Origin of the sequence: Kitasatospora sp. NPDC058046, assembly GCF_042885595.1 — a bacterium.
In the GTDB taxonomy this organism is placed as follows: Bacteria; Actinomycetota; Actinomycetes; order Streptomycetales; family Streptomycetaceae; genus Kitasatospora.
The window spans coordinates 127526-154130 of sequence record NZ_JBHVRS010000016.1 but is presented as its reverse complement, the minus strand read 5'-3'; the positions used below and the strand labels follow the sequence as shown (position 1 = coordinate 154130).

At 74.6% G+C, this 26605-nt stretch carries 17 protein-coding genes and 1 riboswitch; of the genes, 7 read left to right on the top strand and 10 right to left on the bottom strand.

Going from position 1 to position 26605, the window contains the following annotated elements:
* Nucleotides 1-36: 36 nt before the first annotated feature.
* Entirely contained in the window at nt 37-1257 is a 1221-nt protein-coding gene (locus tag ACFVU7_RS28800; RefSeq protein WP_388047937.1) for a cobalt-precorrin-5B (C(1))-methyltransferase, read from the bottom strand.
* Between the two features lie 335 nt (nt 1258-1592).
* Here ACFVU7_RS28800 and ACFVU7_RS28795 point away from each other — a divergent pair, with 335 nt between their 5' ends.
* Nucleotides 1593-3332 (top strand): TIGR03767 family metallophosphoesterase, encoded by a 1740-nt coding sequence (locus tag ACFVU7_RS28795; protein WP_388047935.1) that lies wholly within the window; start codon nt 1593-1595, stop codon nt 3330-3332.
* A 98-nt stretch (nt 3333-3430) separates the two neighbouring features.
* Here ACFVU7_RS28795 and ACFVU7_RS28790 read toward each other — a convergent pair whose 3' ends face one another.
* From ACFVU7_RS28790 to ACFVU7_RS28780, 3 genes are read right to left on the bottom strand one after another with little or no spacing between them, the layout of a single operon-like run.
* Nucleotides 3431-4948, bottom strand: a complete 1518-nt coding sequence (locus ACFVU7_RS28790; RefSeq protein ID WP_388047934.1) for a precorrin-2 C(20)-methyltransferase — start codon at nt 4946-4948, stop codon at nt 3431-3433.
* Nucleotides 4945-5571 carry a precorrin-8X methylmutase gene (locus tag ACFVU7_RS28785; protein ID WP_049649824.1) on the bottom strand — a complete coding sequence of 209 codons (627 nt, stop codon included), beginning with the start codon at nt 5569-5571 and terminating at the stop codon, nt 4945-4947. Before ACFVU7_RS28785 ends, ACFVU7_RS28790 begins: the two co-directional genes overlap by 4 nt.
* Nucleotides 5568-6935: a hypothetical protein gene (locus tag ACFVU7_RS28780; protein ID WP_388047932.1), complete on the bottom strand. Its 1368-nt coding sequence runs from the start codon at nt 6933-6935 to the stop codon at nt 5568-5570. Before ACFVU7_RS28780 ends, ACFVU7_RS28785 begins: the two co-directional genes overlap by 4 nt.
* A gap of 214 nt (nt 6936-7149) precedes the next feature.
* Nucleotides 7150-7235: riboswitch (cobalamin riboswitch) on the top strand.
* A gap of 47 nt (nt 7236-7282) precedes the next feature.
* Here ACFVU7_RS28780 and ACFVU7_RS28775 point away from each other — a divergent pair.
* The 3 genes from ACFVU7_RS28775 (at nt 7283) to lnt (ending at nt 12984) form a co-directional block, all read left to right on the top strand.
* Complete coding sequence (locus tag ACFVU7_RS28775) at nt 7283-7543, top strand: hypothetical protein (protein ID WP_388047930.1); 261 nt, start codon at nt 7283-7285, stop codon at nt 7541-7543.
* Entirely contained in the window at nt 7540-11163 is a 3624-nt protein-coding gene (cobN, locus tag ACFVU7_RS28770) for a cobaltochelatase subunit CobN (protein WP_049657984.1), read from the top strand. Before ACFVU7_RS28775 ends, cobN begins: the two co-directional genes overlap by 4 nt.
* A 222-nt stretch (nt 11164-11385) precedes the next feature.
* Entirely contained in the window at nt 11386-12984 is a 1599-nt protein-coding gene (lnt, locus tag ACFVU7_RS28765; RefSeq protein ID WP_388047928.1) for an apolipoprotein N-acyltransferase, read from the top strand.
* On the opposite strand, the gene ACFVU7_RS28760 is transcribed toward lnt, so the two are convergent.
* The 3 genes from ACFVU7_RS28760 to gdhA form a co-directional block, all read right to left on the bottom strand.
* On the bottom strand, nt 12960-13724 hold the full coding sequence (locus tag ACFVU7_RS28760) for a VOC family protein (protein ID WP_049659020.1): 765 nt from the start codon (nt 13722-13724) through the stop codon (nt 12960-12962). The two genes, lnt and ACFVU7_RS28760, sit on opposite strands and share 25 nt — an antisense overlap.
* A gap of 239 nt (nt 13725-13963) precedes the next feature.
* Nucleotides 13964-14839 carry a GyrI-like domain-containing protein gene (locus ACFVU7_RS28755; protein ID WP_388047926.1) on the bottom strand — a complete coding sequence of 292 codons (876 nt, stop codon included), beginning with the start codon at nt 14837-14839 and terminating at the stop codon, nt 13964-13966.
* 150 nt (nt 14840-14989) lie between these two features.
* Complete coding sequence (gene gdhA / locus ACFVU7_RS28750) at nt 14990-16384, bottom strand: NADP-specific glutamate dehydrogenase (RefSeq protein WP_388047924.1); 1395 nt, start codon at nt 16382-16384, stop codon at nt 14990-14992.
* 331 nt (nt 16385-16715) lie between these two features.
* Here gdhA and ribA point away from each other — a divergent pair, with 331 nt between their 5' ends.
* Complete coding sequence (ribA, locus tag ACFVU7_RS28745; RefSeq protein WP_049659023.1) at nt 16716-17345, top strand: GTP cyclohydrolase II; 630 nt, start codon at nt 16716-16718, stop codon at nt 17343-17345.
* Between the two features lie 123 nt (nt 17346-17468).
* Here the strand turns inward: ribA and ACFVU7_RS28740 are convergent, their stop codons facing one another.
* The 3 genes from ACFVU7_RS28740 to ACFVU7_RS28730 form a co-directional block, all read right to left on the bottom strand.
* The gene (locus ACFVU7_RS28740) at nt 17469-20609 is read right to left on the bottom strand and encodes a hypothetical protein (protein WP_388047922.1); all 3141 of its coding nucleotides are present in this window, start codon (nt 20607-20609) and stop codon (nt 17469-17471) included.
* A gap of 759 nt (nt 20610-21368) precedes the next feature.
* Nucleotides 21369-23486: a putative bifunctional diguanylate cyclase/phosphodiesterase gene (locus ACFVU7_RS28735; RefSeq protein WP_388047920.1), complete on the bottom strand. Its 2118-nt coding sequence runs from the start codon at nt 23484-23486 to the stop codon at nt 21369-21371.
* A 139-nt stretch (nt 23487-23625) separates the two neighbouring features.
* A complete protein-coding gene (locus tag ACFVU7_RS28730; RefSeq protein ID WP_049659216.1) occupies nt 23626-24432 on the bottom strand; it encodes an SAM-dependent methyltransferase in 807 nt (268 codons plus the stop codon).
* Between the two features lie 248 nt (nt 24433-24680).
* Between ACFVU7_RS28730 and ACFVU7_RS28725 the strand changes: the two genes are divergently transcribed.
* Nucleotides 24681-25181 (top strand): SRPBCC family protein, encoded by a 501-nt coding sequence (locus tag ACFVU7_RS28725; protein WP_388047919.1) that lies wholly within the window; start codon nt 24681-24683, stop codon nt 25179-25181.
* Between the two features lie 50 nt (nt 25182-25231).
* Entirely contained in the window at nt 25232-26482 is a 1251-nt protein-coding gene (locus ACFVU7_RS28720) for an aminotransferase class I/II-fold pyridoxal phosphate-dependent enzyme (RefSeq protein WP_388047917.1), read from the top strand.
* Nucleotides 26483-26605 lie beyond the last annotated feature (123 nt).

Sequence of the window (26605 nt, the reverse complement as noted above, 5' to 3'; positions counted from 1 at the left end):
CGATGTTGTCGCGCCGTCGTGACACCCGTGACATTGTCACGGCCCGAGCGGCTCCGCCCGGCCGACGACGGTGCCCGCGCGGTCGATGCAGATGACGTCCACCGCGACCGGCGAGCCCACCAGCACGCCGAGCGCCGTCGCCCGGGCCGCCTCGGCGACCAGGTCCCCGAGCGGCACCCCGGCCGCACGGCACAACTGCACGGCCTCCAGCGCGGTGTTGGCGCCCGCGACCGCCTCGGCCAGCGCCTCGTCCGCGCCGCCCCGGCGGGCCAGTCCGGCCAGGTAGCCCTTGTCCACCTGGGAGCGCGCCGAGTGCAGGTCGAGGTGGCCGACCGCGAGCTTGGACAGCTTGGCGAAGCCGCCCGCGATGGTCAGCCGGGGCACCGGGTGGCGCTTGAGGTACTTGAGCACCGCACCGGCGAAGTCGCCCATGTCCAGCAGCGCGTCCTCGGGCAGCCCGTGCTCCGCGACCGCGACCTTCTCCGAGGTCGAGCCGGTGCAGCCGGCCACGTGGGTGCGCCCCGCCGCGCGGGCCACGTCCACGCCGCGGCGGATCGAGTCGATCCAGGCCGAGCAGGAGTAGGGGACGACCACCCCGGTCGTACCGAGGATGGACAGGCCGCCGAGGATGCCGAGCCGGGGGTTCCAGGTGGAGCGGGCGATCTCCTCGCCGTGGTCGACCGCGATCTCGACCACCACGTCCCCGCTGCCGCCGTGCGCGGCGGCCACCTCGGCGACGGCGTCCCGGATCATCTGCCGGGGCACCGGGTTGATCGCGGGTTCGCCGACGGGCAACGGCAGGCCGGCCTTGGTGACCGTCCCCACCCCGGGGCCGGCCCGGAACACCACCCCGGTGCCGGGCTCGCCGGACCGTACGGTCGAGCGGATCAGCGCGCCGTGGGTGACGTCGGGGTCGTCGCCCGCGTCCTTGACCACCCCGGCCATGGCGGTGATCCGCCCGCCGGGGCCGGTCGGCTGCTCGGCTGCGGCCAGCTCCTCAGTACCGGTCGGCTGCTCGGCGACGGTCAGCTGCTCGGCCGCGAGGGCGAAGGCGGGCTGCTGCCCCTTGGGGAGGGTGATGACCACCGGGTCCGGGAACTCGCCGGTGAGCAGCGCGGTGTACGCGGCCCTGGTGGCGGCGGTGGCGCAGGCGCCCGTCGTCCAGCCGGGCCGCAGGCCGCTGCTCTTCAGCTGGCCGGCCCGGCCGCCCGCTCCGGCGCCGACCCCGGCTCCCGCCTCGGATCCCGCTGCGGCCACCTGCGCCCCGTTTCCGACGGCGCCCGCGCCGTCCTTGCTCCGCTCCGGCGGCCGCACCGGACGCCGTCGCCGATTTTCCCCCACCGGCCCTGGTGGGGCCCGACCGGGGTGGCGGCGGCCGCGCCTCGCCCCGCTCGGTGGAACCCCTCGTGCACGAGTTGCGGAGGGTCGCGCCGTCCCGCGTTCCCGAAGAGTTCTCCGCACGGGCCTCGCCCGCCGCGGCTACCAGTGAGTAATCTGGCGGTCCGCCAGAAGCGGGTTCATGACAGACGTGGGCCCGGCCGGGGTCGACTGCCCCGCCGGGCCACCAGCATGTGGGGGTTTTTGTGGCAGGGATGAGTCGGCGTACGTTCCTCACCGGTACGTCGGTGGCCGCCGCCTGGTCGGCCTTGTCGTTGGGCGGCGCGCAGTTCGCCTCGGCCGCGGCGCGCGACCAGGCCCTGGCGACGACGGCCGCGCGGGCGGTCAGGGTCACCGGGACCACGCTGGAGCAGGTGGCCACGCCGGTCGGCACCGGCGGCTACAAGCGGCTGACGGCCGGGCCGGGCTGGCCGCTGGTGGTGCGCGGCGACCTGGCGTCGGCGACCACCGGGCGGGACGACCGCCGGACCGGGCTGGCCAGCTTCGTCCAGTTCAGCGACCTGCACCTGGTGGACACCGAGTCCCCGGTGCGCTTCGAGTACCTGGCCAAGCTCAACGGCAGCGCGTACCGGCCGCAGGAGGCCCTGAACGCCCGCGGTGTCTCGGCCCTCGTCGAGCGGGTCAACTCGCTCGCCGGCGGCCCCTACACCGGGATGCCGTTCAGCATGGTGATGGCCACCGGCGACAACACCGACAACCACGAGCTCGCCGAACTCGACTGGTACCTCAAGGTCATGGGCGGTGGACGGCTGGCCCAGAACACCGGTGACCTCAGCCGCTACGAGGGTGTGCAGAACTCCGGCAACGCCGCCTACTGGAACCCCGAACTCTCCTACAACGACGGCTACAAGGCGAAGGGCTTCCCGCAGATAGCCGGCTTCCTGTCCGCCGCCGGCCGCCCCTTCGACGCGCCGGGCCTGCGCACGCCCTGGTACACCACGGTCGGCAACCACGACGACAGCATCGAGGGCTCGCTGCCGGACCTCGGGCTGCTGAACGACCTGTACACCGGCCAGTACAAGCTGGAGGGCTGCGACGACGCCACGGCCGCCCAGCTGGCGGACTCGCTGCGCCGCGACCCGGCGGGCGCCGTGCTGCTGCTGGCGAAGCTGATCGCCAGTGGCGACCTGGTCCGCAAGGTCACCCCGGACGAGCGCCGCCGGCCGTTCACGCTCAAGGAGTTCGCCAAGGCCCACCTGAACCCGGCGGTCACCGGCGCCGGCCCGTACGGGCACGGCTTCACCTCGGACATGGCGAACAGCGGCAAGCTCTACTACACCTTCCGCATCTCGGAGAAGGTGGTCGGCATCAGCCTGGACACCACCAACCAGGCCGGGTTCGCCGACGGTTCGCTGGGAACCGCGCAACTGCGCTGGCTGGAGCAGCAGTTGCAGGCGCACAGCGGGCACTGGTACGACGCCGACGGGCGCAAGGTGACCGGCGGGAGCACGGACGAGCTGATCCTGCTCTTCAGCCACCACACCAGCGGCACGATGGGCAACCTGCTGCCGGACCCGCGCAACATCTTCGAGGGGCGGCACGACGGCAACGAGCTGGTGGCACTGCTCCAGCGCTACCCGAACGTGGTCGCGTGGGTGAACGGGCACACCCACATGAACAAGATCACGCCGCATGGCCACGCGGTGCCGGAGCGGGCGTTCTGGGAGATCAACACCGCCTCGCACATCGACTACCCGCAGCACGGGCGGATCATCGAGATCGCGGACAACGGGGACGGCACGCTCTCGCTGTTCACCACGCTGATCGAGTCCTCCGCGCCGTACGGGACGGACTTCGGCGGCACCTCGGACGCCAACCTCGCGGCGCTCTACCGCGAGCTGTCGTACAACGACCCGAACGGCCGCCCGGCGGCGCTGCTGGGCGCGGGCGGGGACCACAACACGGAGCTGCTGCTCACCAAGCCGACCCGGTAGCGGTCCGGCAGCCGGAGAACAGGGAACGGATACCAGCGAACAGAGAACAGATGACAGCGAACAGATGATGAAATCTGTTCGCTGTCATCTGTCACCCGTCACTCCTCCGGGTACCGCCGCGGCGTCCAGACGACCTCCACGCCGCCACCCCGCTCGACCGCCCGGGTCTGCGAGGAGCCGATCAGCAGGATGGTCCGCATGTCGACCAGCCCCGGGTCCAGCTCGCCCAGTCGGACGATCCGCACCCGCTCGGTCGGGCCGCCGACGTCGCGGGCCATCACCACCGGAGTCTCCGGCGCCCGGTACTCCAGCAGCAGGTCCCGGGCGAGCCCGACCTGGGTGGTCCGGGACTTCGAGCCCGGGTTGTACAGCGCGAGCACCAGGTCCGCCTCGGCCGCGGCCCGCAGCCGCTTCGCCACCACGTCCCACGGCTTGAGCCGGTCCGAGAGCGACACCGTCGCGTAGTCGTGCCCGAGCGGGGCGCCGGCCCGGGAGGCGGCCGCGTGGGCGGCGGTCATCCCGGGGAGCACCCGCACCGGGACGTCCCGGTAGGCCTCCTCGCAGGCGACCTCCAGCACGGCGGTGGCCATCGCGAACACCCCCGGGTCACCCGAGGACACCACCGCGACGCGGTGCCCGCGCCGGGCGAGCTCCAGGGCGAACTCGGCCCGCTCCGACTCCACCTTGTTGTCCGAGCCGTGCCGCCGCTGCCCCGGCCGCTCCGGCACCCGGTCCAGGTAGGTGGTGTAGCCGACCAGGTCGGTGGCCTCGGAGAGCGCGCCGCGCGCCTCGGCGGTCAGCCAGAGCGGCCCGGCCGGCCCGGTGCCGACCACGGTCACGCTGCCGACGCCGTCCGACAGCCGGACCTCCGGCTCCAGCGGCGCGACCTTGCTCGGCAGCACCGCGACCGAGAAGTACGGCACCGTGTCGCCGTCGACCTCGGCGAGCGGCGCGATCCGCTCCCCCGCCATGAAGGCCCGCTCCACGTACTGCGCGTCCGCCAGCCGCCCGGCCCGCGCCAGGGCCCGGCGGACGGTCGGGAAGGTGCGCCCCAGCTTCATGATCACGGCCGAGTCGGCGGCCGCGATCCGCGCCGTCAGCTCCTCCTCGGGCAGCGTGCCGGGGATGACGGTGAGCGTCTCCTCGGCCTCGGTCAGCGGCTGCCCGAGCCGGGCCGCGGCCGCGCTGAGCGAGGTCACGCCCGGCACCACCTCGGTCGGGTAGCGGTGCGCGAGCCGCTTGTGCATGTGCTGGTAGGAGCCGTAGAAGAGCGGGTCGCCCTCGGCGAGGACGACCACGTCGCGCCCGGCGTCCAGGTGGGCGGCCAGCCGGGCCGCGGCCTCCTCGTAGAAGTCGTCCAACGCGCCGCGGTAGCCGCCCGGGTGGTCGGTGGTCTCGACGGTGAGCGGGTAGACCAGCTTCTCCTCGATCTGACCGTCCGTCAGATACCGTTCGGCGATCGACCGTGCGATGGACCGGCCATGCCGGGCGCTGTGGTAGGCCACCACGTCGGCCTTGCCGATGAGTTCGGCGGCGCGGACGGTCACCAGCGACGGGTCGCCCGGGCCGAGCCCGACGCCGTACAGCCGACCCGTGGTGCTCTGACGGTCCGTCACTCTTCTTCGCTCGCAATCGCGTTGATGGCGGCGGCGGCCATCGCACTGCCGCCGCGCCGACCGCGCACCACCAGGTGCTCCAGGCCGGACGGGTGCTCGGCCAGGGCCTGCTTGGACTCGGCGGCGCCGATGAAGCCGACCGGGACGCCGATCACCGCGGCCGGTCGCGGTGCGCCCGCCTCGATCATCTCCAGCAGCCGGAACAGCGAGGTCGGGGCGTTGCCGACGGCGACCACCGCGCCCTCCAGCCGGGGCAGCCACAGCTCCATGGCCGCGGCGCTGCGGGTGTTGCCCATCGTGCGGGCGAGTTCGGGCACCGAGGGGTCGGTGAGGGTGCAGATCACCTCGTTGTCGGCCGGCAGCCGCCGACGGGTGACGCCGCTCGCGACCATGTTGACGTCGCAGAGGATGGGCGCACCCGCGTGCAGCGCGGCGCGCGCGGAGGCGACCACACCGGGCGAGTACACCAGGTCCTCGACCAGGTCGACCATCCCGCAGGCGTGGATCATCCGCACCGCGACCTGGGAGACGTCCGCCGGGAGGGCGGCCAGATCGGCCTCCGCGCGGATGGTGGCAAAGGACTGGCGGTAGATGGACGCGCCGTCCTTCTCGTACTCGATCACTTCGTGGTCCTCCTGGCCTCGGCGACCGCCTCGGCCATCTCCTCGTTCGTCACAACGGCGTTCGTCACAACGGCGTTCATCTCATGGGCCTTCGCCGCATCGGGCTCCGGCACGTCGGCGTTCGCCCCGTTCACCGTCACCCGGTAGCCGCGCCCCGTGGCGAGCACGTCCACCCACCGCCCGGCCGGATGGCCGCAGCGCCGTTCACAGCCCGACCAGTGGACGGGCAGCAGACCATCGGGGCCGGCACCGGTCCTCACGACGACACCGGCCCTCACCGTGGCACCAGCCCTCACGGCGGCACCGGAGTCCAGCGCCCGGGCCGCGTCCGTACGGACGTCGGCCAGCGACTTGGCGCAGCCCGGCAGCCCGGTGCAGGCGGTGGCCCGCTCCCAGGCCGAGCCGGGCTCGGTGCGGAAGCCGGCCGCGGCGAGCCCGGGCAGCCGGTCGGCCGGGGCGCCGGGCAGCACCGCCCCGCGCCAGGGGGTCAGCCGCAGCTCACCGGCCGAGGCGGCGACCAGCGTCCGCCACTGCCCGGCGCTCGCCCGGCCGAACCGCAGCCCCACCGAGAGCCCGCCGCGCAGCGCGCCGACGGCGGGCGCGGTGCCGGCGAAGGCGGGCAGCGGCACCGTGCCGGCCGGCAGCAGTTCGGGGGCCTCGCGCAGGTGCCAGGCCTTGCGCCCGTGCGTCCGCAGCGCCGCCAGGAAGGAGCGGGCCGCGTCCAGCACGGCCGTGACCTCCCGCCCGGCCTCGACCGGGTGTCCGCGTCCGTCGCGTCCGAGGCGCAGCAGCCGGGTGCCGTCCGGGCCTGCGACCAATGTCACATCGGCGTCGAGCGCGGCGACGTCGCCCCGCCCGTCGTCCAGCGCGAACAGGAACTTGCCGGACAGCCCGGCGGCCCAGTCGGCGGCGCACAGCCGCGCGTCCAACTCCCGTACCCAGGACTGCACATCGGCGTTGCCGACGGCTCCCTCGGCGGCGGTGTCCAGTCCGGCCGTCGGCGAGGCGACGATGTTGCGGACCCGCTCGTGGGTGTCCGAGGGCAGCAGCCCGACGGCGCGCAGCCGGTCGGCGAGCTCGGCCGCGCAGTGCGGGGCCAGGCCTCGCAGCTGGACGTTGCCGCGCGAGGTGGTCTCCAATTCGCCGTCGCCGAGGGCCTCGGCGGCCTCGGCCAGCGCGAGGGCCTGACAGTCCGTCAGCAGGCCGCCGGGCAGGCGGATCCGGGCGAGGGCGCCGTCGTCGGCCGTATGCAGACGAAGTGCTCCGGGACAGGCGTCCGCACGCCCCCGGTCGGGCACCTCCCGGTCGGGTCCTGCGGCGCCCGGCGCGGTGGCGTCGGGTGTCGGTGGCATGGCGGCGAGCATACAGATGATCCGATCGCTTGCCTCCGTCCGCTGCATCACACCCCGGCCCCGCCCCCGCCGCACCTGCCGGACACCCCGAGCCCCCGTCCGCCGGACATCCGAGCCCCGTCGGCCGGACGTCCGAAAGCTCACCCTCCCCCAGGTCAGCCGCACCCCGTACGATGCTGGCGGGCGGTCCCTCACGGACCGTCCGCACGCCAGCGACGGCGCAGGGGAGGAAACCGGTGCGAACCCGGTGCGGTCCCGCCACTGTGACCGCGGTTCACCGGTAGACCGGTCGGCCGCGGGAGCCAGGAACTCCTGCCGTCCTCCACCGGCCCGGGGCGCGGACCCCGAGGAAGGCAGAAATGTTCCAGCGCTGTCGCATGCCCGCGCCCGCGTCCCCGGCCGCCACCACGGCCGTCCCGACCGCCATCGCGGCTGTCCCGACCGCCGTCATGCCCGTTCCGGGCGCCGCGACGACCACCCCGGTCGACCGTGCGACCGCCCCGGCCCGCGCCGCGACCACCCCGGTCGACCGCGCGGCCGTCCGTGCCACCCCAGCGGCCGCCCCGGCCCAGATCCCGGCCACCCCGGCCACCGACGAGGCCGGGAGGGCCTTCACATGATCCTGCTGCTGTCGACGTCCGACACCGACCTGCTCAGCGCCCGCGCCTCCGAGGGGCCGGTGCGCTACCGCCTCGGCAACCCGGCCCGGCTCACCCCCGAGGACCTGCCCGCGCTGCTGGAGGGCACCGAGCTCGTCGTGGTCCGCCTGCTCGGCGGGCGCCGCGCCTGGCAGGAGGGCCTGGACGCGCTGCTGGCCGGCCCCCGCCCGGTGGTGGTGCTGACGGGCGAGCAGGCCCCCGACGCCCAGCTGATGGAGCTGTCCACCGTCCCGGCCGGCATCGCCGCCGAAGCGCACGCCTACCTGGCCCACGGCGGCGCCGCCAACCTGGCCGAGCTGGGCGCCTTCCTCTCCGACACCGTGCTGCTGACCGGCCACGGCTTCGCCCCGCCCGCCTCCGCCCCGGCCTGGGGCCCGCTGGAGCGCGAGGCCCGTACGTCCGAGGGCCCGACGGTGGCGGTGCTCTACTACCGCGCCCACCACATGAGCGGCAACACCGCCTTCGTGGAGACGCTCTGCCGGGCCGTCGAGGACCAGGGCGCCCGGGCCAGGGCCTACTACTGCGCCTCGCTGCGCGGCGCCGAGCCCGAACTGCTGGCCGCGCTCGGCGAGGCGGACGCGATCGTCACCACCGTGCTCGCCGCCGGCGGCACCCGCCCGGCCGACGCCCAGGCCGGCGGGGACGAGGAGGCCTGGGACGCGGGCGCGCTGGCCGCGCTCGACCGCCCGATCCTCCAGGCGCTCTGCCTCACCTGGTCGCGCGCCCAGTGGGAGGCCAGCGACGACGGCCTGTCCCCGCTGGACACCGCCACCCAGATCGCCGTCCCGGAGTTCGACGGCCGCCTGATCACCGTCCCGTTCTCCTTCAAGGAGCTGGACGAGGACGGCCTGACCGTCTACGCCGCCGACCCGGAGCGCGCCGCCCGCGTCGCCGGCACCGCCGTCAAGCACGCCCGGCTGCGGCACGTCCCGGCCGCCGAGCGCCGCCTCGCCCTGGTGCTGTCCGCGTACCCGACCAAGCACGCCCGGGTCGGCAACGCCGTCGGCCTGGACACCCCGGCCAGCGCGGTGCGGCTGCTGGAGCGGCTGCGCGCGGAGGGCATGGACCTCGGGGACGACCTCCCCGCGTTCGACGACGGCGAGGGCGGCCACGAGGGCGACCCGCTGATCCACGCCCTGATCGCGGCCGGCGGCTACGACCAGGACTGGCTCACCGAGGAGCAGCTGGCCCGCAACCCGGTCCGCATCCCCGCCGCCGACTACCGCCGCTGGTACGCCACCCTCCCGCAGGGCCTGCGCGAGCAGGTCGAGGAGCACTGGGGCCCGGCCCCCGGCGAGCTGTACGTCGACCGCTCGCAGAACCCGGACGGCGACATCGTGCTGGCCGCGATCCGCTCCGGGAACCTGCTCGTGCTGATCCAGCCGCCGCGCGGCTTCGGCGAGAACCCGGTCGCCATCTACCACGACCCCGACCTGCCGCCGAGCCACCACTACCTGGCCGCCTACCGCTGGATCCAGGCCGCCCAGGAGGACGGCGGCTTCGGCGCCCACGCGGTGATCCACCTCGGCAAGCACGGCAACCTGGAGTGGCTGCCGGGCAAGACCGCCGCGCTGTCCGCGGAGTGCGGCCCGGACGCCGTCCTCGGCGACCTGCCGCTGGTCTACCCCTTCCTGGTCAACGACCCGGGCGAGGGCACCCAGGCCAAGCGCCGCGCCCACGCCACGCTCGTCGACCACCTCGTCCCGCCGATGGCCCGCGCCGACTCCTACGGCGACATCGCGCGCCTGGAGCAGCTGCTGGACGAGCACTCCAACATCGCCGCGATGGACCCGGCCAAGCTGCCGGCGATCCGCGCCCAGATCTGGACCCTGATCCAGGCCGCCCGGCTCGACCACGACCTCGGCCTGGACGAGCGCCCCGAGGACGACGGCTTCGACGACTTCCTGCTGCACGTCGACGGCTGGCTCTGCGAGGTCAAGGACGCCCAGATCCGCGACGGTCTGCACGTCCTCGGCCAGGCGCCGACCGGCACCGACCGGGTCAACATCGTGCTCGCCATCCTGCGCGCCCGGCAGATCTGGGGCGGCGTCAGCGCCCTGCCCGGCCTGCGCGAGGCGCTCGGCCTGGACGAGGCGGCGCTGACCCTGGGCGCCACCGACGCGGCCGAGGCCCGGGCCCGCGCCCTGGTCGAGGCGATGGAGGCGGAGGACTGGGCGCCCGAGGCGGTCGAGAAGGTGACCGCCGAACTGCCGGAGGCCGTCCAGGAGGCCGTCCGCGCGGTGCTGGACTTCGCCGCCGCCCAGGTGGTGCCGCGGCTCGCGGCCACCACCGACGAGCTGGACGCCGTGCTGCACGCGCTCCAGGGCGGCTTCGTCCCGGCCGGCCCGTCCGGCTCGCCGCTGCGCGGCCTGGTCAACGTGCTGCCCACCGGCCGCAACTTCTACTCCGTCGACCCGAAGGCCGTCCCCAGCAAGCTCGCCTGGGAGACCGGCCAGGCACTCGCCTCCTCCCTGGTCGAGCGCTACCGCTCGGACAACGACGGCGCGTACCCGCCCTCGGTCGGGCTCTCGCTCTGGGGTACCAGCGCGATGCGCACCGCCGGCGACGACATCGCCGAGGCCTTCGCCCTGCTCGGCGTCCGCCCGGTCTGGGACGACGCCTCGCGCCGGGTCACCGGCCTGGAGCCGATCCCGCTGGACGAGCTGGGCCGCCCGCGCATCGACGTCACGCTGCGCATCTCCGGCTTCTTCCGGGACGCCTTCCCGCACGTGGTCGCCCTGCTGGACGACGCGGTGCGCCTGGCCGCCGCCCAGGAGGAGGCCCCGGAGTCGAACTACGTGCGCGCCCACGTCCAGGCCGACCTCGCCGTGCACGGCGACGAGCGCAAGGCCACCGTCCGCGTCTTCGGCTCCCGCCCGGGCACCTACGGCGCGGGCCTGCTCCAGCTGATCGACAGCCGGGACTGGCGCACCGACGCCGACCTGGCCGAGGTGTACACGGTCTGGGGCGGCTACGCGTACGGCCGCGGGCTGGACGGCCGCCCGGCCCGCGAGGAGATGGAGACCGCGTACAAGCGGATCACCGTCGCCGCGAAGAACACCGACACCCGCGAGCACGACATCGCCGACTCGGACGACTACTTCCAGTACCACGGCGGCATGGTGGCCACCGTACGGGCCCTCACCGGCAAGGCGCCGACCGCCTACATCGGCGACTCGACCCGACCGGAGACGGTCCGCACCCGCACCCTGACCGAGGAGGCCGCCCGGGTCTTCCGCGCCCGGGTGGTCAACCCGCGCTGGATCGAGGCGATGCGCCGCCACGGCTACAAGGGCGCCTTCGAGATGGCCGCGACGGTGGACTACCTGTTCGGCTACGACGCCACCACGGGCGTGGTCGCGGACTGGATGTACGAGAAGCTGACCCAGGAGTACGTCCTCGACCCGGTCAACCGGGAGTTCCTCGCGGGCGCCAACCCGTGGGCGCTGCACGGGATCAGCGAGCGGCTGCTGGAGGCGGCGAGCCGCGGGCTGTGGGAGCAGCCGGACCCGGAGCTGATCGAGCAGCTGCAGGCCGCGTTCCTGGAGACCGAGGGGGACCTGGAGGGCGGCGAGGAGTAGGACCGCGCACGGTGATCGGAGGGGCGGGCCCCCTCGGGGCCGCACTTCCTCGGGGCAGCCCTCCTCGGGGCCGCACTTCCTTGGGGCCACCCCTCCGATCGCCCGTTCTGGCAAGGCCACCGGTACGGCCGGGACCACTGGTTCCGAACATGGGGCTCTTGTCACCCGTTCGGCTGAACGGCGTACTGGTGGTGTACGCCCGTCAAGCGGACAATACGGGTCATGTCGCGTCGCCCCGCTCCCGCCAGCCCGACCCTGCGCACGACCGCCGCCGAGGAACGGGAGCCGCACGCGCCGCACCGGTACCGCGCGCGGACCGGTGCGCTGGCGGCCGGAGCGGTTCCGGTGCTCGCCTTCCCCGCGCCCGGGCAGGCCTGGCTGGCCTGGGTCGCGCTCGTCCCCGGACTGCTGCTGATGCAGCGGGCGCCGTCGGGCCGGGAGGCGGCGGTGCGCGGCTGGTGGTTCGGCGCGGGGTTCATCCTGACCGCGATGTACTGGCTGGTCCCGTCCGTCGGGCCGGGGCTGCCGGTGATCGCGGTGCTGTTCGGGGCGCTCCAGAGCGCCGTCGGGTACACCGTGCACCGGCTGCTGCACCCCCGGCTGACCGCCCGTCGGGCCCTGCTCGCACTGCTGGTCGTACCGGCCGTCTGGGTGACGACCGAGTACGCGCGGTCCTGGCCCGCGCTCGGCGGGCCGTGGGCGCTGCTCGGCGCCACCCAGTGGCAGCACCCGGCGGTCCTCGGGCTGGCCTCGGCCGGCGGGATCTGGCTGGTCAGCGCGGCGGTGGCGGCGGTGAACACCGGGGCGCTGATCGCGCTGACCGCGGTACACCGGCGGCCGCGGGCCGTCGCGGCCGGGACCGTCGTGCTGGTCCTGGCCTCCGGTCCGCTGCTGTTCGCGCTGCGCGAGGCACCCGCCGCGGACGGGGCCGTGACCGTGGCACTGGTCCAGCCCGGCATCGTGGAGGACCCCCAGGCCCGCTTCGAGGCGAGCGCGCGGATCACGGCCGGACTGGTCGGACAGCCGGTGGACCTGGTCGTGTGGGGCGAGAGCAGTACCACCGCCGACCTGGACCGCGACCCGGCCGCGCTGGACACCCTGCGCCGGCTCGCCGCGACCAGCGGCGCCGAGGTCGTCGCCGGGGAGGACGCGCGCAAGGCGGACGGGCGGATCTCCAAGGACGCGGTGCTGGTCTCCCCCGCCGGCGTGGTGGACCGCTACCGCAAGATCCGGCTGGTGCCGTTCGGCGAGTACATCCCGCTGCGGCCGGTGCTCGGCTGGATCGCCGGGGTCAGCCGGGCCGCGGGCGAGAATCGGGCGCCCGGAACGTCCTTCCACGTCCTGCCCGCCACCGACCGGGCGGGCGCGCCGCTGCCGGTCGGGGCGCTGATCTGCTTCGAGTCGGCCTTCCCCGACATGGCCCGCACCGCCGCCCGGGACGGCGCCCGGGTGCTGGTCTACCAGTCCTCGACCTCGACCTTCCAGCGCACCTGGGCGCCCGAGCAGCACGTCTCGCTGGCCGCGATCCGGGCCGCCGAGACCGGCCGGCCGGCCGTCCAGGCCTCGCTGACCGGGGTCTCGGCCGCCTTCGACGCCCAGGGCCGGGAGCTCGCCCGGCTCGGCACCGACGGCACCGGCGTGCTGACCGTCCGACTGCCGCTCACCGCGCCCGGGACGCTGACCTGGTACGACCGGATCGGCGACGTGGTGCCGCTGGGGGCGCTGCTGGTCACGGCGGGGGCGGCGGGCGCGGGCGTCGCCGGGTGGCGGCGCTCGCGCGCCCTGCGGCGTGCCGGTCAGCCCTCGGTGCCGGCGGTGTAGACGCCGAACGCGGCGCCCTGGGGGTCGCGCAGCACGGCGATCCGCCGGCCGCCCGGCATGCCGGTGGCGGGCGTCAGCACGTCCCCGCCGAGCGCCACCGCCCGGCCGACGGTGCCGTCCACGTCGGCGGCCGCGAAGTACGGCAGCCAGTGTGGCGGCGCCTCGGGCGGGAAGCGGTCGTCCATCGTCAGCATGCCGCCGAAGTCCCGTCCGTCCAGGCCCCACTGGGGGTAGTGCTCGGACGGGGCGACGGACCAGCCGAAGACCTCCGGGTAGAAGGCGAGCGCGCCGGACGGGTCGCGGGTGAGCAGTTCCACCCAGCCGAGCGCGCCGGGCTCGTTGAACACCCCGGCGCCCCGGAAGGCGCGGGCCTGCCAGAGGATGAACACCGCGCCGGACGGGTCGGCGGCCACCGAGAACCGGCCGAAGTCGAAGACGTCGCCGGGGTCCTTCCGGATCAGACCGCCGCACTCCTTGATCCTCGCGGCGGTGGCGTCGGCGTCGGCGACCGCGATGCAGACCGTCCAGGCGATCGGCTGCTGCGGGGCGTAGCGCGGAGTGATGGCGGCGGCCGGGACGCCCCGGACCAGCATCTGGGTGTAGTCGCCCTCCCCGGGGCGGGCCGTGTCGTCCGCCTGCCAGCCGAAGAGCTCGGTGTAGAAGGCCCGGGCGGCGGCCGGATCGGAGGTGCCCAACTCGGTCCAGCAGGGGGCGTTGGTGGTCACGGAGGTCTGCTTCATGGCGTCTGTCCTCGCAGCTTGCTCGGGAACTCCCGGGTTTTCGGCGCCTCGGCCCCCGCACCTCCAGGCCCAGCATGCGGGGCGGGGCGGAGCTTGGCGGGCGGGGTGGGCCGAACGGGCGGCGAGGCGGGCGGACGAACACATGACAGATGACAGCTGACAGATTTCGAAATCTGTCAGCTGTCATCTGTTATCTGTTCGCTGTTATCCGTTAGCTGTCGGCTGTCAACCTCCGCCCGTCAGCCGCGCACGGCCCTCGCCACCGGGATCCACAGCTCCGCCTCGGCGTCGGCCGTGCCCGGAACCGGGCTGACCCGCAGGATCTCCGGACCCGGCCGGGCCTCGTACGGGTTGGACGGGAACCACTGGCCGGCCACGTCCGCCCACATCTCCTGCAGGGCCTGCGGGAACGGCCCTGCATTGGTGAACACCGCCCAGGTGCCGGCCGGGACGTCGAGCACATCCAGGTCCGCCGGGACGGCGGCCCCCTCGCGCGCCACCACCGCGTGCCAGTAGTCGAGTTCGGAGCCCTCCTCGCGGTTCGGCGAGAAGTCGTCGCTCACCGACAGGATCCCGGCCGGGTCGTCCCCGGACAGCTCCGCGATCCGTTCGACCGTCTCCTTGCCGAGGCCCTTGATGAACTCGGCGATCCCCGGGTTGATCCCCAGGTAGATCAGGGTGACCCGGGCCTTCCTGCCGACGATCCGGAAGTCCGGCTTCTCGACGATCCGGTATTCCATACTGCTGCTTCCCTCCACGATGAGTCGGAAGGACATCCGGGGCTGGGAGACGAGCACCGCGCCGTCGCGCCGGGCCTCGCCCGGCCCGACTCCGTGCATGGCCCGGAACGCCCGGGCGAACGCCTCCCCCGAGGAGTACCCGTACCGGACCGCGATGTCGAGCAACGTCCGCTCGCCGTCCAGGACTTCGGCCCCGGCGACGGTGAGCCGCCGACGCCGGACGTACTCCGACAGCGGCATCCCGGCGAGCATCGAGAACAACCGCCGGAAGTGGTACTCCGACGTCATCGCGATCCGCGCCAGCGCGGCCACGTCGACCTCGCGGTCCAGGTCGTGTTCGATCCGGTCCATCGCCCGGTTCAGGTGCTCCAGCACGCCAACCCCGTCCTTCCCTTGCTGACCTTCACCGTAGGAAGGACCCACCCTGCCGCACCCGACAATCGGTGCCCGCTCCGGTCGGGTGCCGGGCTCCGATCGCCGGGTGCCTGGTGCCTGACCGATCGCCGGGTGACGGCCGTCAGCGGCTCAGATCAGGCCCTGGGCCAGCATCGCGTCCGCGACCAGCTCGAAGCCGGCGATGTTCGCGCCGACCACGTAGTTGCCCGGGTGGCCGTAGCGCTCGGCGGTGGTGAAGCAGGAGTCGTGGACGTGCTTCATGATCCCGGCCAGCCGCTCCTCGGTGTGCTCGAAGGTCCAGGAGTCGCGCGAGGCGTTCTGCTGCATCTCCAGGGCGCTGGTCGCGACGCCGCCCGCGTTCGCCGCCTTGCCCGGACCGAAGGCCACCCCGGCCTCCTGGAACACCCGCACCGCCTCCGGGGTGGTGGGCATGTTCGCGCCCTCGGCGACGGCCAGCACCCCGTTGCGCACCAGCGCCAGCGCGTCGGCCTCGGCCAGCTCGTTCTGGGTGGCGCAGGGCAGCGCGACGTCACAGGGCACGCCCCACACGCCCGGGCCCTCGACGAACCGGACGTGGCCGCCGCGCAGTCGGGCGTAGTCGGAGACCCGGCCGCGCCGGACCTCCTTGACCTCCTTGAGCAGGTCGAGGTCGATGCCCTTCTCGTCCACCACGTAGCCGGAGGAGTCGGAGCAGGTGAGCACGGTCGCGCCGAGCTGCTGCGCCTTCTCGATGGCGTAGACGGCGACGTTGCCGGACCCGGAGACGACCACCCGGCGCCCGTCCAGGCTCTCGCCGCGGCTGTGCAGCATCTCGGAGGTGAACATGACGCAGCCGTAGCCGGTGGCCTCGGTGCGGACCTGCGCGCCGCCCCAGCCGAGGCCCTTCCCGGTGAGCACGCCGCTCTCGTACCGGTTGGTGATCCGCTTGTACTGGCCGAAGAGGTAGCCGATCTCCCGGCCGCCGACGCCGATGTCCCCGGCCGGCACGTCCGTGTACTCGCCGAGGTGGCGGTACAGCTCGGTCATGAAGGACTGACAGAACCGCATGATCTCGGCGTCCGAACGGCCCTTGGGGTCGAAGTCGGAGCCGCCCTTGCCGCCGCCGATGGGCAGGCCGGTGAGCGCGTTCTTGAAGATCTGCTCGAAACCGAGGAACTTGACGATCCCGAGGTTCACCGAGGGGTGGAAGCGCAGCCCGCCCTTGTACGGGCCGAGGGCGCTGCTGAACTCCACCCGGAAACCGCGGTTGACGTGGATGTCACCGGAGTCGTCCGTCCACGGCACCCGGAACATGAGCTGCCGCTCGGGCTCGCAGATCCGCTCGATGATCCGGGCGTCGAGGAGTTCGGGGCGGTGGGCGAGCACCGGCGCCAGGGTCTCCAGCACCTCGTGGACGGCCTGGTGGAACTCGTCCTCGCCCCGGTTGCGGCGGACCACGTCCGCGTAGAGCGCCTCTATCGCGCGCTGCTCGGCTTCGAAGGAGCCGGGAGCGGAGGCGTGGGGGGTGGCAGGGGTCGTCGACATCTTCAGGACCCTTCCGTGGTCGTCGATGGGCGTGCGCAGTGTCCCGACGGGCCTGAGGGACGTGCCCAGGAAACGGCGCCAGTCTCGCAGTGTCCACACCGCGGGTCCCGCACCATCCACATGCTGGAAGCCCTGGTGGGAACAGCCGGGGCTGATGGGGTGTTGTGCGCCCCGGTGGTCGAGCCGGGCCCCGGCGGCCGCTAGTTGTTCAAATTGGAACTACCTAGTACGGTCGACCTCCGACGCACCACGACCCGTCCGGGTCCGACCGCGTCCACCCCGGTCCGCGCCGAACCGGCCCGGCCCACCCCCGATCCACGGAGGCCCACCCATGCCGCAGCCCGGCGCCGCCACGGTGCGCTCGCGTGTGCGCATCCCGCTGACCTTCCCCGACGGCTACCGCGCCGACGCGGAGGTCTCCACCTTCCACGGCCTCACCGACGGCGCCGAGCACCTGGCGCTCGCGCTCGGCACGGTCCCCGAAGGCGGCACGCCCCTGGTGCGACTGCACTCCGAGTGCCTGACCGGCGACGTCTTCGGCTCGGACCGCTGCGACTGCGGGCCGCAGCTGCGCGAGTCGGTGGAGCGGATCAGCGAGGCCGGCGGGTACCTGCTCTACCTGCGGCAGGAGGGCCGCGGCATCGGGCTCTACAACAAGCTGGACGCCTACGCCCTCCAGGACTCCGGCCTGGACACGTACGACGCCAACACCGCGCTCGGCCTGCCCGAGGACGGCCGCGACTACACCGCGGCCGCCCAGATGCTCGCCGCGCTCGACGCCACGGGCATCGACCTGCTGAGCAACAACCCGGACAAGGCGGCGCAGCTGGCCGACCTGGGGATCGTCGTGCGGCACCGGGTGCCGACGGGGGTGCACCTGTCGGCCAGCAACGTCCGCTACCTGCGGGCGAAGGTGGAGCGGACGGGGCACTCGATCGAGCTGTCCCGGCTGGTCGGCTGAACTGCCGCACGGGCGGCTGGTGACAGATGACAGCTGACAGATTTCAAAATCTGTCAGCCGTCATCTGTTATCTGTTTGCTGTCATCTGTTCGCGGTGATCTGTCAGCTGTCAGCCGTTCGCTGTCACCCGCGCCCCGCGCGCCCCCGAACCGTCCGCAGCACCCCGTACGCCGCCAGCGGCAGCGCCACCAGCAGCGCGGCCCAGAAGGCCCCGTGCCCCCACAGCCCGGCGATCGCCCGGAACAGCCCCTCGAACACCGGGATCCGCAGCGCCTCGACCGGGCCCAGCGGCCCCGGCCAGGCGCCCAGGAACAGCGTGGCCGGGACCCAGAGCACGAACAGCCCCTTGGCGGTGGCCGGCGTCCCGAGGGTGCTGACCAGCGACACCACCGCCAGCAGCAGGACGAACCCGGCCTGGTAGTCCGCACCGCCCTGCCCCGTCCCCCAGGAGTCGGGCGTCGGGTGCGCCCCGGTGGCCGCCAGCCGGACCTCGACCGCCGCCCACAGCAGCAGCACCAGCACCGCCGTCGTCCCGAGCGCGAACCGCAGCCGGTCGCGCGCACCGGCGCCGCCCGTCCGCCACCGCCCGGACGGCGCGCTCCCCGCCCTCTCGGCGGTGCCGGCCCCGGACGGCCCCGCGCCCCGCACACCCCGCACGCCCCGCTCCCGCCAGGCCTCCCGGGCCTGCCTTCGGGCCTCCTGAGCCGGCTTCAGCAGCCGGTTGGCGGCCCGCTCGATCAGGACGAGCGAGACGACGGTCGCCACCACCGCCGCGATGCCGGCCCAACTCCCCATCCCGCCCTCGAACACCACGACCCGGTCGGCCACCGACGGCGGCGTCTCCAGCACCGTCATCGGCGGTCCGAGCCGCAGGTAGCCGATGGCGAGGGCTCCGGCGCCGGTCAGCAGCGCCGTGCCGATGCCCACCCGGGCGGGGAAGAAGGCGATCACGGCGGCTGCGACGAGCCCCGCGCCGAGCTGTCCGGCCACCTGCCGGGCCGCGTGTTCGCCGGCGTTCCGCAGGGGGCCGCCGAACACGCCGGCGGGCGAGAGGTCGAGCTTCTCCCCCGCCTCGACCGGGTAGCGGAGCACCGCCCCCGCCCACAGCAGCAGCCCGAAGGCGAGGAGCAGCAGCAGGACCGCCCCGGCCCGGCGCGGCAACGCGGTGCGGGCGTGCGGCCACCAGGCCGCCAGCTGCTCCCGCCGCTCCTCCCAGCCCGTCGGCGGCCGGCGGCGCCGGTTGAGCCAGAGCCGGGCCACCCGTCCCTCCTGTCGCACCCCGGCCTCCGGTTCGGGCCGCTCGGGCCGTCCCCGGCCGCGCCGCCGCAGTGCCTCCGCCGCGACCAGGGCCGCCCGTCCGGCCGGCTGCGCCGGGTCGGCGCTCACCGCCCGACGGCGCAGCGCGGACCAGTGGCGCCGCACCACGTCCCGGGGAGTGGCCGCCGCCGGGTCGGGCGCCGGCTTGCGGGCCACGGTCCGTACGGCGGTGCGGGCGCCCGCGCCCACGGCCAGCGCGCCGTCCACCACTGAGGCGGCCACCGCGGCGGCGAGCTCCGAGACCCGCCCGGGCAGCGGCAGTCGGTGCAGTGCGGCGGGCAGCGGCGAGAGCCGGCCGAGCAGCCGCGCGCGTTCCTCGGGCCGGATGCTCAGCCAGACCGCCTGCCGGTGCGCCTCCTCGCGTTCCTCCGGGCTGAGCCCGTCGCCGCCGCGCCGGCCGCCGCCGACGGTGCGGGCCAGCCGGTCCACCTCGGCCAGCACCTCCGGCAGTGCGGCCAGCGCTAGCAGCCGCGAGCAGTGCTCGCCGGCGCACTCGGGGTGGAAGCAGTCGTAGCGGGCGACCACGGCCGGCACCCCGCCCCGGACGAGTTCGTCGATCAGCTCGGCGCCGTCCGGTGCGGTGACGACGCGTTCCAGCCCGGTGGTGTCGATCGGCCGGTCGCGGTAGTGCGGGACGGCGTCCGGGACGAAGGCGGCACCCAGGGCGAGCACCGCCACCGCGGCCACGGACTCGCGCCGGGAGCCGGGCGCCTTGGCCACGTCGGAGAGGTAGTGCAGGTCGAAGACGGTGTCCTCGACCTCGTCCCGCAGCCAGTCGCGCACCCGTTCCGCTCCCCCGGTGGCCAGCCAGCGGGCCGCCGCGCCGGAGTTCTTGAGCAGCGCCTCGGTGAGCCGGACCGGGTCGGTGAACGGGTTGCCGAGGAAGGTGACCGGCCGGTGGGCCCTGGCCTGCGCCTGCGGTCGGCGGCGGATCACCTCGGGGGTGCCGCCGGCCAGCCAGCTGCGGACCTGCGGGGCGGTCCAGCGGTCCTCCGGCATCTTCGTGAACAGCCCCTGGAGGAGCAGCAGTTGGCGCGGGTCGCGGACGGCGCTGAGGTCGACCTCCTCGCCCATGACCAGTTCCAGCTCCAGCTCCTGGTCGTCCGGGCGCTCGCCGTCCGCGCCGACGAAGCGGGGGCGGCCGACGAACAGTTCGTACAGCACGTTGCCGAGCCCCCACCAGGGCCCGGCCTGGTGGTTCTTGCCGGCCAGCTGCTCGGGGGCCATGTAGGCGACGGTGACCATCATCGCGGAGGTGAACCGGCGGCTGTCGGTGAGCCGGTCGACGCCGCCGAAGTCGGCGATCACGAACTCCCCGGACCCGCTGCCGGGGCGCACCAGGATGTTGGCGGGCTTGAAGTCCAGCGGGTTGCGCTGGATCCGCTGCTGCCAGAAGTCGAGCAGGGCGACCAGCTCGTAGACGATCTGCTCGGTGGTCCGCCGGTCGCCCTGCCCGCCCGACCGCCACAGCCCGGCGACGTGGGCGGCGAGGGTGACCGGCAGGTACTCCATGGCCACCCAGTCGACCTGGGCGCCGTGGTGGCGGACCCGGCCGAAGTCGATCAGCTGCGGGACGTGCCGGCGGAAGCCGTCGTGGCCCAGGTGGGAGAGCAGGTCGTGGTCCATCGGCTGGCCCGCGACGGCCACCTTGACGGCCGCGTCACCGCCGCTGTCGGTGCGCCGGACGTACCAGACGGTGCCCTCGGAACCGGCTCCGGCCCGACCCAGCGGGATGAAGCGGCTCCGCAGGGCGTCCGGGAAGACGCCCTCGAACGGACCGCCGGTGTCCGGGGCCCCGCCGAACCCGTCCTCGGGGCCGGCCGGGCTCCCGCCCGCACTCCCGCCGCCGCCTCCCCCGGCCGGGGCGGGGCCGCCGGGCCCGATGCCGTCCTGCCAGGAGGACGAGCCGGCCCCCGAGCCCGACCGGGGCCGGACGACCTCGGTCACCGCCTCCGAATCGGTACCCGGCGAACGTCCCGAGTGCCCCGAGCCCCCCGAACTGCCCGAGCCCCCCGGCCGGTTCGGCCGGAGCTCGGTCGGGGCGTGCGGGTCGAACCTCGGCCCGGTGTCCGGCCTGCGGCGGGTGGCCGCCTCCGGGTCGTACCGCGGCTCGTTGCCGGACACCCGACGCGTCGCGGCCTCCGGATCGAAGCGCGGCGGGGCGGCGGGCACCCGACGGGTCGCGGCCTGCGGGTCCACCCGGGCCCGCGGGGTCGCGCCGAGCCGGGACGACCGGTCCGGGGCGTCCTCGGAAGCACGCCAGCGCCCCCGCGACCACCGCTCCACCCTGCTCCCCGGCGGATTCCCCGGCTCGGCTCCGGCGGCCGACCGGGGCCTCGGCCCGCGCCGACCGCCCTCGGCCGGGTCCGCGTCCTCCGTCGTGCCCATGCGACGCTCCCCTCCCCCGCAGCCCGGACCGGCGCGGGGCCGTGACCATGGGCGCACCGGTTCCGGGGTGGATTGTGACGCGTCATCATCCCTCATGGCGGGCGCGGGTGTCGGCCGCTTCCGCGGATCAGGACCGACCCATCGCAGGACCGGTACGCAAGCGCGATCCCCGACGGGGAACCGGCCGCCGTCGACGCCTCGGCCGGCACTGCCCGTACGGCGGTCGGGCCGGGACCGCGACCGCCGAAGCGGAGCAGGACCGGGCGGGAACGGACCGGCCCCCGAGCGGAACTCGAGTCGGCGTCCAGCCGGCCCGCCTCAGCGCTCCTCGACCGGGCGCCCCAGCGGTTCCTCCACGATCCGCCGGGCGATCTCCTCGGGCCGCACCGGGCGTCCGAAGTGCCAGCCCTGCGCCCAGTCGCAGCCCATGGTCCGCAGCCGTTCGGCGTCCCGGTGGGTCTCCACGCCCTCGGCGGTGACGTTCAGCCCGAGCGCGTGCGCCATCGACACCAGTCCGCTGACGATCCGCCACCCGGTGGACTCGTCCTTCCCCGGTTCGTGCAGGTCGCCGACGAAGGAGCCGGCGATCTTCAGCCCGGAGACCGGCAGGTCGCGCAGGTAGGCGAGGTTGGACCAGCCGGTGCCGAAGTCGTCCACGGCCAGCGACACCCCGAGGTCGACCAGCCCGTGCAGGGTGCGCAGCGCCTCGTCCTCGGGCCCGACCACGGTCGACTCGGTGATCTCCAGCTGCAACCGGGCCGGGTCCAGGCCGGTGCTGTCGAGGATCCGGGCGAGGTCGGTGACCAGGGCGGCGCTGCGGGCCTGCCGGACCGCCAGGTTGACGTTGAGCTGCGGGGCGGCGTCGCCGTACCGCTTGATCCAGTCCGCGGCCTGGCCGCAGGCCTGCTCCAGCACCCAGCGGCCGAGCGGCATGATCAGCCCGGTCTCCTCGGCGGTGGTGACGAACTCGTCCGGGCCGAGCACGCCGAGCTGCGGGTGGCGCCAGCGCACCAGCGCCTCCACGGCGGCCAGCCGGCCGTCCGCGAGGCGGTAGAGCGGCTGGTAGTCGATGAAGAACTCGCCGCGGTCGAGGGCCGCCGGCATCCGCACCGACACCGCGTAGCGGCTGACCGCGCGGGCGTTCTCCTTGGGGTCGAAGAGCGTCCAGCGGCCGCGGCCGGCCTCCTTGGCGCGGTACAGGGTGAGGTCGGCGGCCCGGACGGCGGCGCCCGGGGTGGTGGTGGACACCCGCCGCTCCAGCACGCCGACGCTGGCGCCGACGGCGAGCTTGTGGTCGCCGATCAGCACCGGCCCGGCCAGCGCCCTGAGCACGGTCTTCGCGGCGGCCACCGCCTCCTGCTCGCCCCGGCACTTCTCCAGCAGGACGACGAACTCGTCGCCGCCGAGCCGGGCCACCAGGTGGCCGAGCGGGGTGAGGGCGGCCTTCAGCCGGGCGGCGACGGCGGCCAGCAGCTGGTCGCCCATGTCGTGGCCGAGGCTGTCGTTGACCACCTTGAAACCGTCGAGGTCGACGTAGCAGAGGCCGAAGCGGGCGCCCGGCTCGGGCTCCTCGAACAGCTTCTCCAGCCGCTCGAAGAAGGCCGCGCGGTTGGGCAGGCCGGTCAGCGGGTCGTGGGTGGCCTGGTGGCGCAGCCGCTCCTGGAGCCGGTAGCGGTCGGTGACGTCCTCCAGCATCGCGACCTGGTACTGCGGGATGCCGTCGTCGTCGCGGATCAGCGAGACGGTCAGGTGGGTCCAGATCACCTCGCCGTCCTGGCGGTAGTACGGCTTGTCGAACTGGAAGTAGTCCCGCTTGCCGCTGATCAGCTCCTCGTACGCCTCCCACACGCCGGGGGTGTCCTCGGGGTGCACCAGGTCGCCGACCCGGCGGCCGATCATGTCCTCGGGGCCCGCGCCGAACAGCTCCTGGAGGGCCTTGTTGACCGCCATGATGTTGCCGTCGGTGTCACCGATGCCGATGCCGATGGCGGCGCTCTCGAACAGCGCCCGGAACCGGGCCTCGGAGGCGCGCAGCGCCCGCTCGGCCTCCTTGCGGGCGCTGTCGGCGGCGGTGCGGATCGCCTCCTGCTCGGTCAGTGTGCGCTCGCGCAGGGCGGCCGCCCAGCCGGCCGCGAAGGCGCCGGTCAGGGCCGGGCCGCGGTCGTCCTGGACGGGCTGCGCCTGGAGCAGCTCGACCGCCCGGGCCAGCAGCACCGGGTCCGTGAAGTGCGCGTCGACCAGGTCGGCGCCGGCCTGCGCGGCCAGCCGCGGCTCGAACGGCTCGTCCTCCTGGGCGCGGTGCAGCAGCGCGGCGGTGCGCGCGACCAGCCGGCCGAGCAGGCCGGGGTGGACGGCGGTGCCGTGGTCGGCGGAGAGCAGCCGGGCCCACTCCTCGTGGAACCGCTCCGCGTTGCCGCGCACCGGGGTGGTACTCATCTGCTGAACCTGGTTCCTCTGGTGTACGCGCCGGTTCCGGCGGGCCCGGCAGGCCTTGCGGGCCGAGCGGGCCGGGCAGGCCTCGCGACGGCCGCCGCGCGGGGCGTGCGGCCGTCGGTGCCTCGTCCGTCGCGTCCGCTCAAGGGCGGATCCCCACGCCCGCCACCCCGGCGATCCGCTCGGGGTGCTCACCGACCGTACCCGGCTGGTCCGGACGCCACAGCGGCAGGTGCACCACGCCCGGCTCGACCAGCTCGAAGCCGGAGAACATCGCGGTGATCTGCTCGTGGGTGCGCATGGTCAGCGGGGTCGGCGTCCGCTGGTAGAGCTTCTGGTGGTCCTCGGCCTGGTCGGGGCGGCTCTCCAGGGCGGCGTGCGAGAGCACCAGCGCGCTGCCGGGCGGGAGGGCGTCGCGGACCGTTCCGATCAGCCGCCACGGGTCGTCCTCGTCGCCGACGAAGTGCGCGACGGCGACCAGCAGCACGGCCACGGGCTCGCCGGCCGCCAGCAGCTCGGTGACCTCGGGGCGGGCCAGCAGGTCGTCGACGTCGCGCAGGTCGGCCTGGGCGACGGCGCAGTCGTGGTCGTCCTCCAGCAGCAGGCGGCTGTGCGCGACGGCGACCGGGTCGCGGTCCACGTAGACGACCTTGGCCTCGGGGCGGATCGCCCGGGCGATCTCGTGCACGGCGCCGAAGGTCGGGATGCCGGAGCCGATGTCCAGGAAGCGGGTGACGCCCTGCTCGGCGAGGAAGGTCACGGCGCGGCGCAGGAAGGCGCGGTTGGAGCGCATGATCTGCGGCAGCTCCGGCCACATGGCGATCGCCTTGCGGGCCATCTCCCGGTCGACCTCGAAGTTGTGCGAGCCCCCCAGGTAGTAGTCGTAGACCCGCGCGGCGTTCGGTTTGTCCAGGTCCGTGCCCTCCGGTACCCAGCTCGGTCGCCGCATGCCTGTGACTCCTTCACTCCGGTTTCTGGGGTCGCAGCGCCCAGGGGATGCTGCCGTGACTGATGAGACTACAAGCACAGAAGATCCTCCCCCGCACCCCGAACGGGTGCAAGCGGAGCGCTTCCTTCCTCCCGGACGGGCACTTCCGGAAGATTCACCTCCGGTTGCCGGCCGTGCCACGGACCAACTCGGCAACGGTCCAACGGCGTTCACCCCTCGGAGCGACCGGCCCGGACTAGGGTGGGGCCGTGGACCCCAACCACTACCGATTCCGGGGCGTCTGGCGGCTCGCGGCTCCGGCGACCGCCGTGTACGCGGCCCTCGAGGACATACGGAGCTATCCGCTGTGGTGGCCGGAGATCCGCGAGGTCCGACCGACCGGCGAGGACTCCGGGGACGTGGTGGTGCGAGCGCTGCTGCCGTACCGGTTGGTGATCGGGCTGGCGGCGAAGCGGCGCGACCCGGCCGCCGGGGTGCTGGAGGTGGCCATGCGGGGCGACCTGGCCGGGTGGTCGCGGTTCACGGTGACGCCGGACCTGGCGGGCGGGGCCGGCGGACCGCACGAGGCCCGCGGGCCGGGCGGTCCGGGCAGCCGGGTGCTGTTCGAGGAGGAGACCCGGCCCGGCAAGCCCCTGCTGCGCCGGCTCGCCCTGCCGCTGCACCCGCTGTTCCGGGCCAACCACGCGGTGATGATGCGCCGGGGGCGGCGGGGGCTCGCGGCGTACCTGGCGGGGGCGGCGGCGGGGTGACAGGCGTCGAGCGGCGTGACGGGCGTCGGAGGACGGATGGCGGCGAACAGATGACAGACGACAACTTTCAGCGAACAGATGACAGCTTTCGAAATCTGTCATCTGTTCGCGACACCCCCGGCCCCGCGCCCACCGACGTCCCCGCCCCCGACTTCGGCTTCGACGCCCCCTTCGACCGCACCGGCACCGGCAGCAGCAAGTGGGCCCGCGCGGACGCCCCGGGGACGATCGCGATGGGCCTCGCCGACATGGACCTGCCCGGCCCGCCCGCCGTCGCCGAGGCACTGGAGCGACGCGCCCGGCACCGCGCGTACGGCTACACGGTCTGCGACCCGGCCGGCCGCGCGCTGGTGGCCGACTGGTACCGCACCCGGCACGGCGCCGCGGTCGACCCGGACTGGGTCCTGCTGCTGCCCTGTGGGCCGCGCACCGCGCTGCGCCTCCTCCTGGAGACCGTACGGCCGCAGGCCCCCGTCCTCTTCCCCACCCCCGAGTGGGGCGGCTTCGCCCAGCTCTGCCGCGCGGCCGGCCTCCCGTACCGCGAACTGCCGCTGCACCCGGCGCACCCGCCGCAAGTACCGCACCCGGGCCCGAGCGGCTACCGGCTCCCGTCGGGCCCGCTCCCCTGCCCCGTCGGCGCCGTACTGCTGAGCAACCCGCACAACCCCTCCGGCACGGTGTGGCCGGCCGACGCCGTGCGCGCGCTCGCCGCCCGGGCGACCGAGAGCGGTGCGCTGCTGGTCTCGGACGAGGTGCACGGCGACCTCACCCACCCCGGCCGTGCCCACCCCGTCGCCGTCACCACCGCCGACCCGGCGCACCGGCCCCTCGTCGTCACCCTCAACTCCGTCGGCAAGACCTTCAACTGCTCCGGCATCCCCAGCAGTTTCGCCCTCGTCCCCGGCCCCGGGCTGCGCGCCCGGTTCACCGAGGCGCTGGCCGGCTACGGCCTCTGGGAGGGCGGCCTGCTGGAGCAGACCGTGCAGCAGGCGGCGCTGCGCGAGGGCGGGCCCTGGCTGGACGCGCTGCTCGCCCACCTGGCCGCCGCCCGCACCCGGCTGACCGACCGGCTCGGACCCGCCGTCCGCGCCACCCCGCGGGCCTCCTACCTGCTCTGGCTGGACGCCGCCGCGCTCGGCCTGCCGCCCGCCGACGCCCGCCGGGCGCTGCTGGAGCGCTGCGGTCTGGAGGCCTCCGACGGCGCCGACTTCGGGCCCGGCGGCCGGGGTTCGCTGCGCCTGAACTACGCCCTGCCGGGGCCGGTGCTGGCGACAGTCCTGGAGCGGCTGGAGCGCCTGTGACCCCGGCACGTGCCCCGACCGGGTGCGGGCCGCTCCCTGCCCGCCGATCGGCCTGACAGCCCCGAACTCACCCGTTCGCCACAGCCCTGACCTGCGAAAAAGAACGTTCACACGATTTTTGCG

Excerpts from the sequence above, each read along its gene's own strand:
- ACFVU7_RS28795 (WP_388047935.1), top strand. The coding sequence starts at position 1,593 with ATGAGTCGGCGTACGTTCCTCACCGGTACGTCGGTGGCCGCCGCCTGG.
- ACFVU7_RS28780 (WP_388047932.1), bottom strand. The coding sequence starts at position 6,935 with ATGCTCGCCGCCATGCCACCGACACCCGACGCCACCGCGCCGGGCGCC.
- ACFVU7_RS28775 (WP_388047930.1), top strand. The coding sequence starts at position 7,283 with ATGTTCCAGCGCTGTCGCATGCCCGCGCCCGCGTCCCCGGCCGCCACC.
- cobN (WP_049657984.1), top strand. The coding sequence starts at position 7,540 with ATGATCCTGCTGCTGTCGACGTCCGACACCGACCTGCTCAGCGCCCGC.
- lnt (WP_388047928.1), top strand. The coding sequence starts at position 11,386 with ATGTCGCGTCGCCCCGCTCCCGCCAGCCCGACCCTGCGCACGACCGCC.
- ACFVU7_RS28760 (WP_049659020.1), bottom strand. The coding sequence starts at position 13,724 with ATGAAGCAGACCTCCGTGACCACCAACGCCCCCTGCTGGACCGAGTTG.
- gdhA (WP_388047924.1), bottom strand. The coding sequence starts at position 16,384 with ATGTCGACGACCCCTGCCACCCCCCACGCCTCCGCTCCCGGCTCCTTC.
- ribA (WP_049659023.1), top strand. The coding sequence starts at position 16,716 with ATGCCGCAGCCCGGCGCCGCCACGGTGCGCTCGCGTGTGCGCATCCCG.
- ACFVU7_RS28735 (WP_388047920.1), bottom strand. The coding sequence starts at position 23,486 with ATGAGTACCACCCCGGTGCGCGGCAACGCGGAGCGGTTCCACGAGGAG.
- ACFVU7_RS28730 (WP_049659216.1), bottom strand. The coding sequence starts at position 24,432 with ATGCGGCGACCGAGCTGGGTACCGGAGGGCACGGACCTGGACAAACCG.
- ACFVU7_RS28720 (WP_388047917.1), top strand. The coding sequence starts at position 25,232 with ATGACAGACGACAACTTTCAGCGAACAGATGACAGCTTTCGAAATCTG.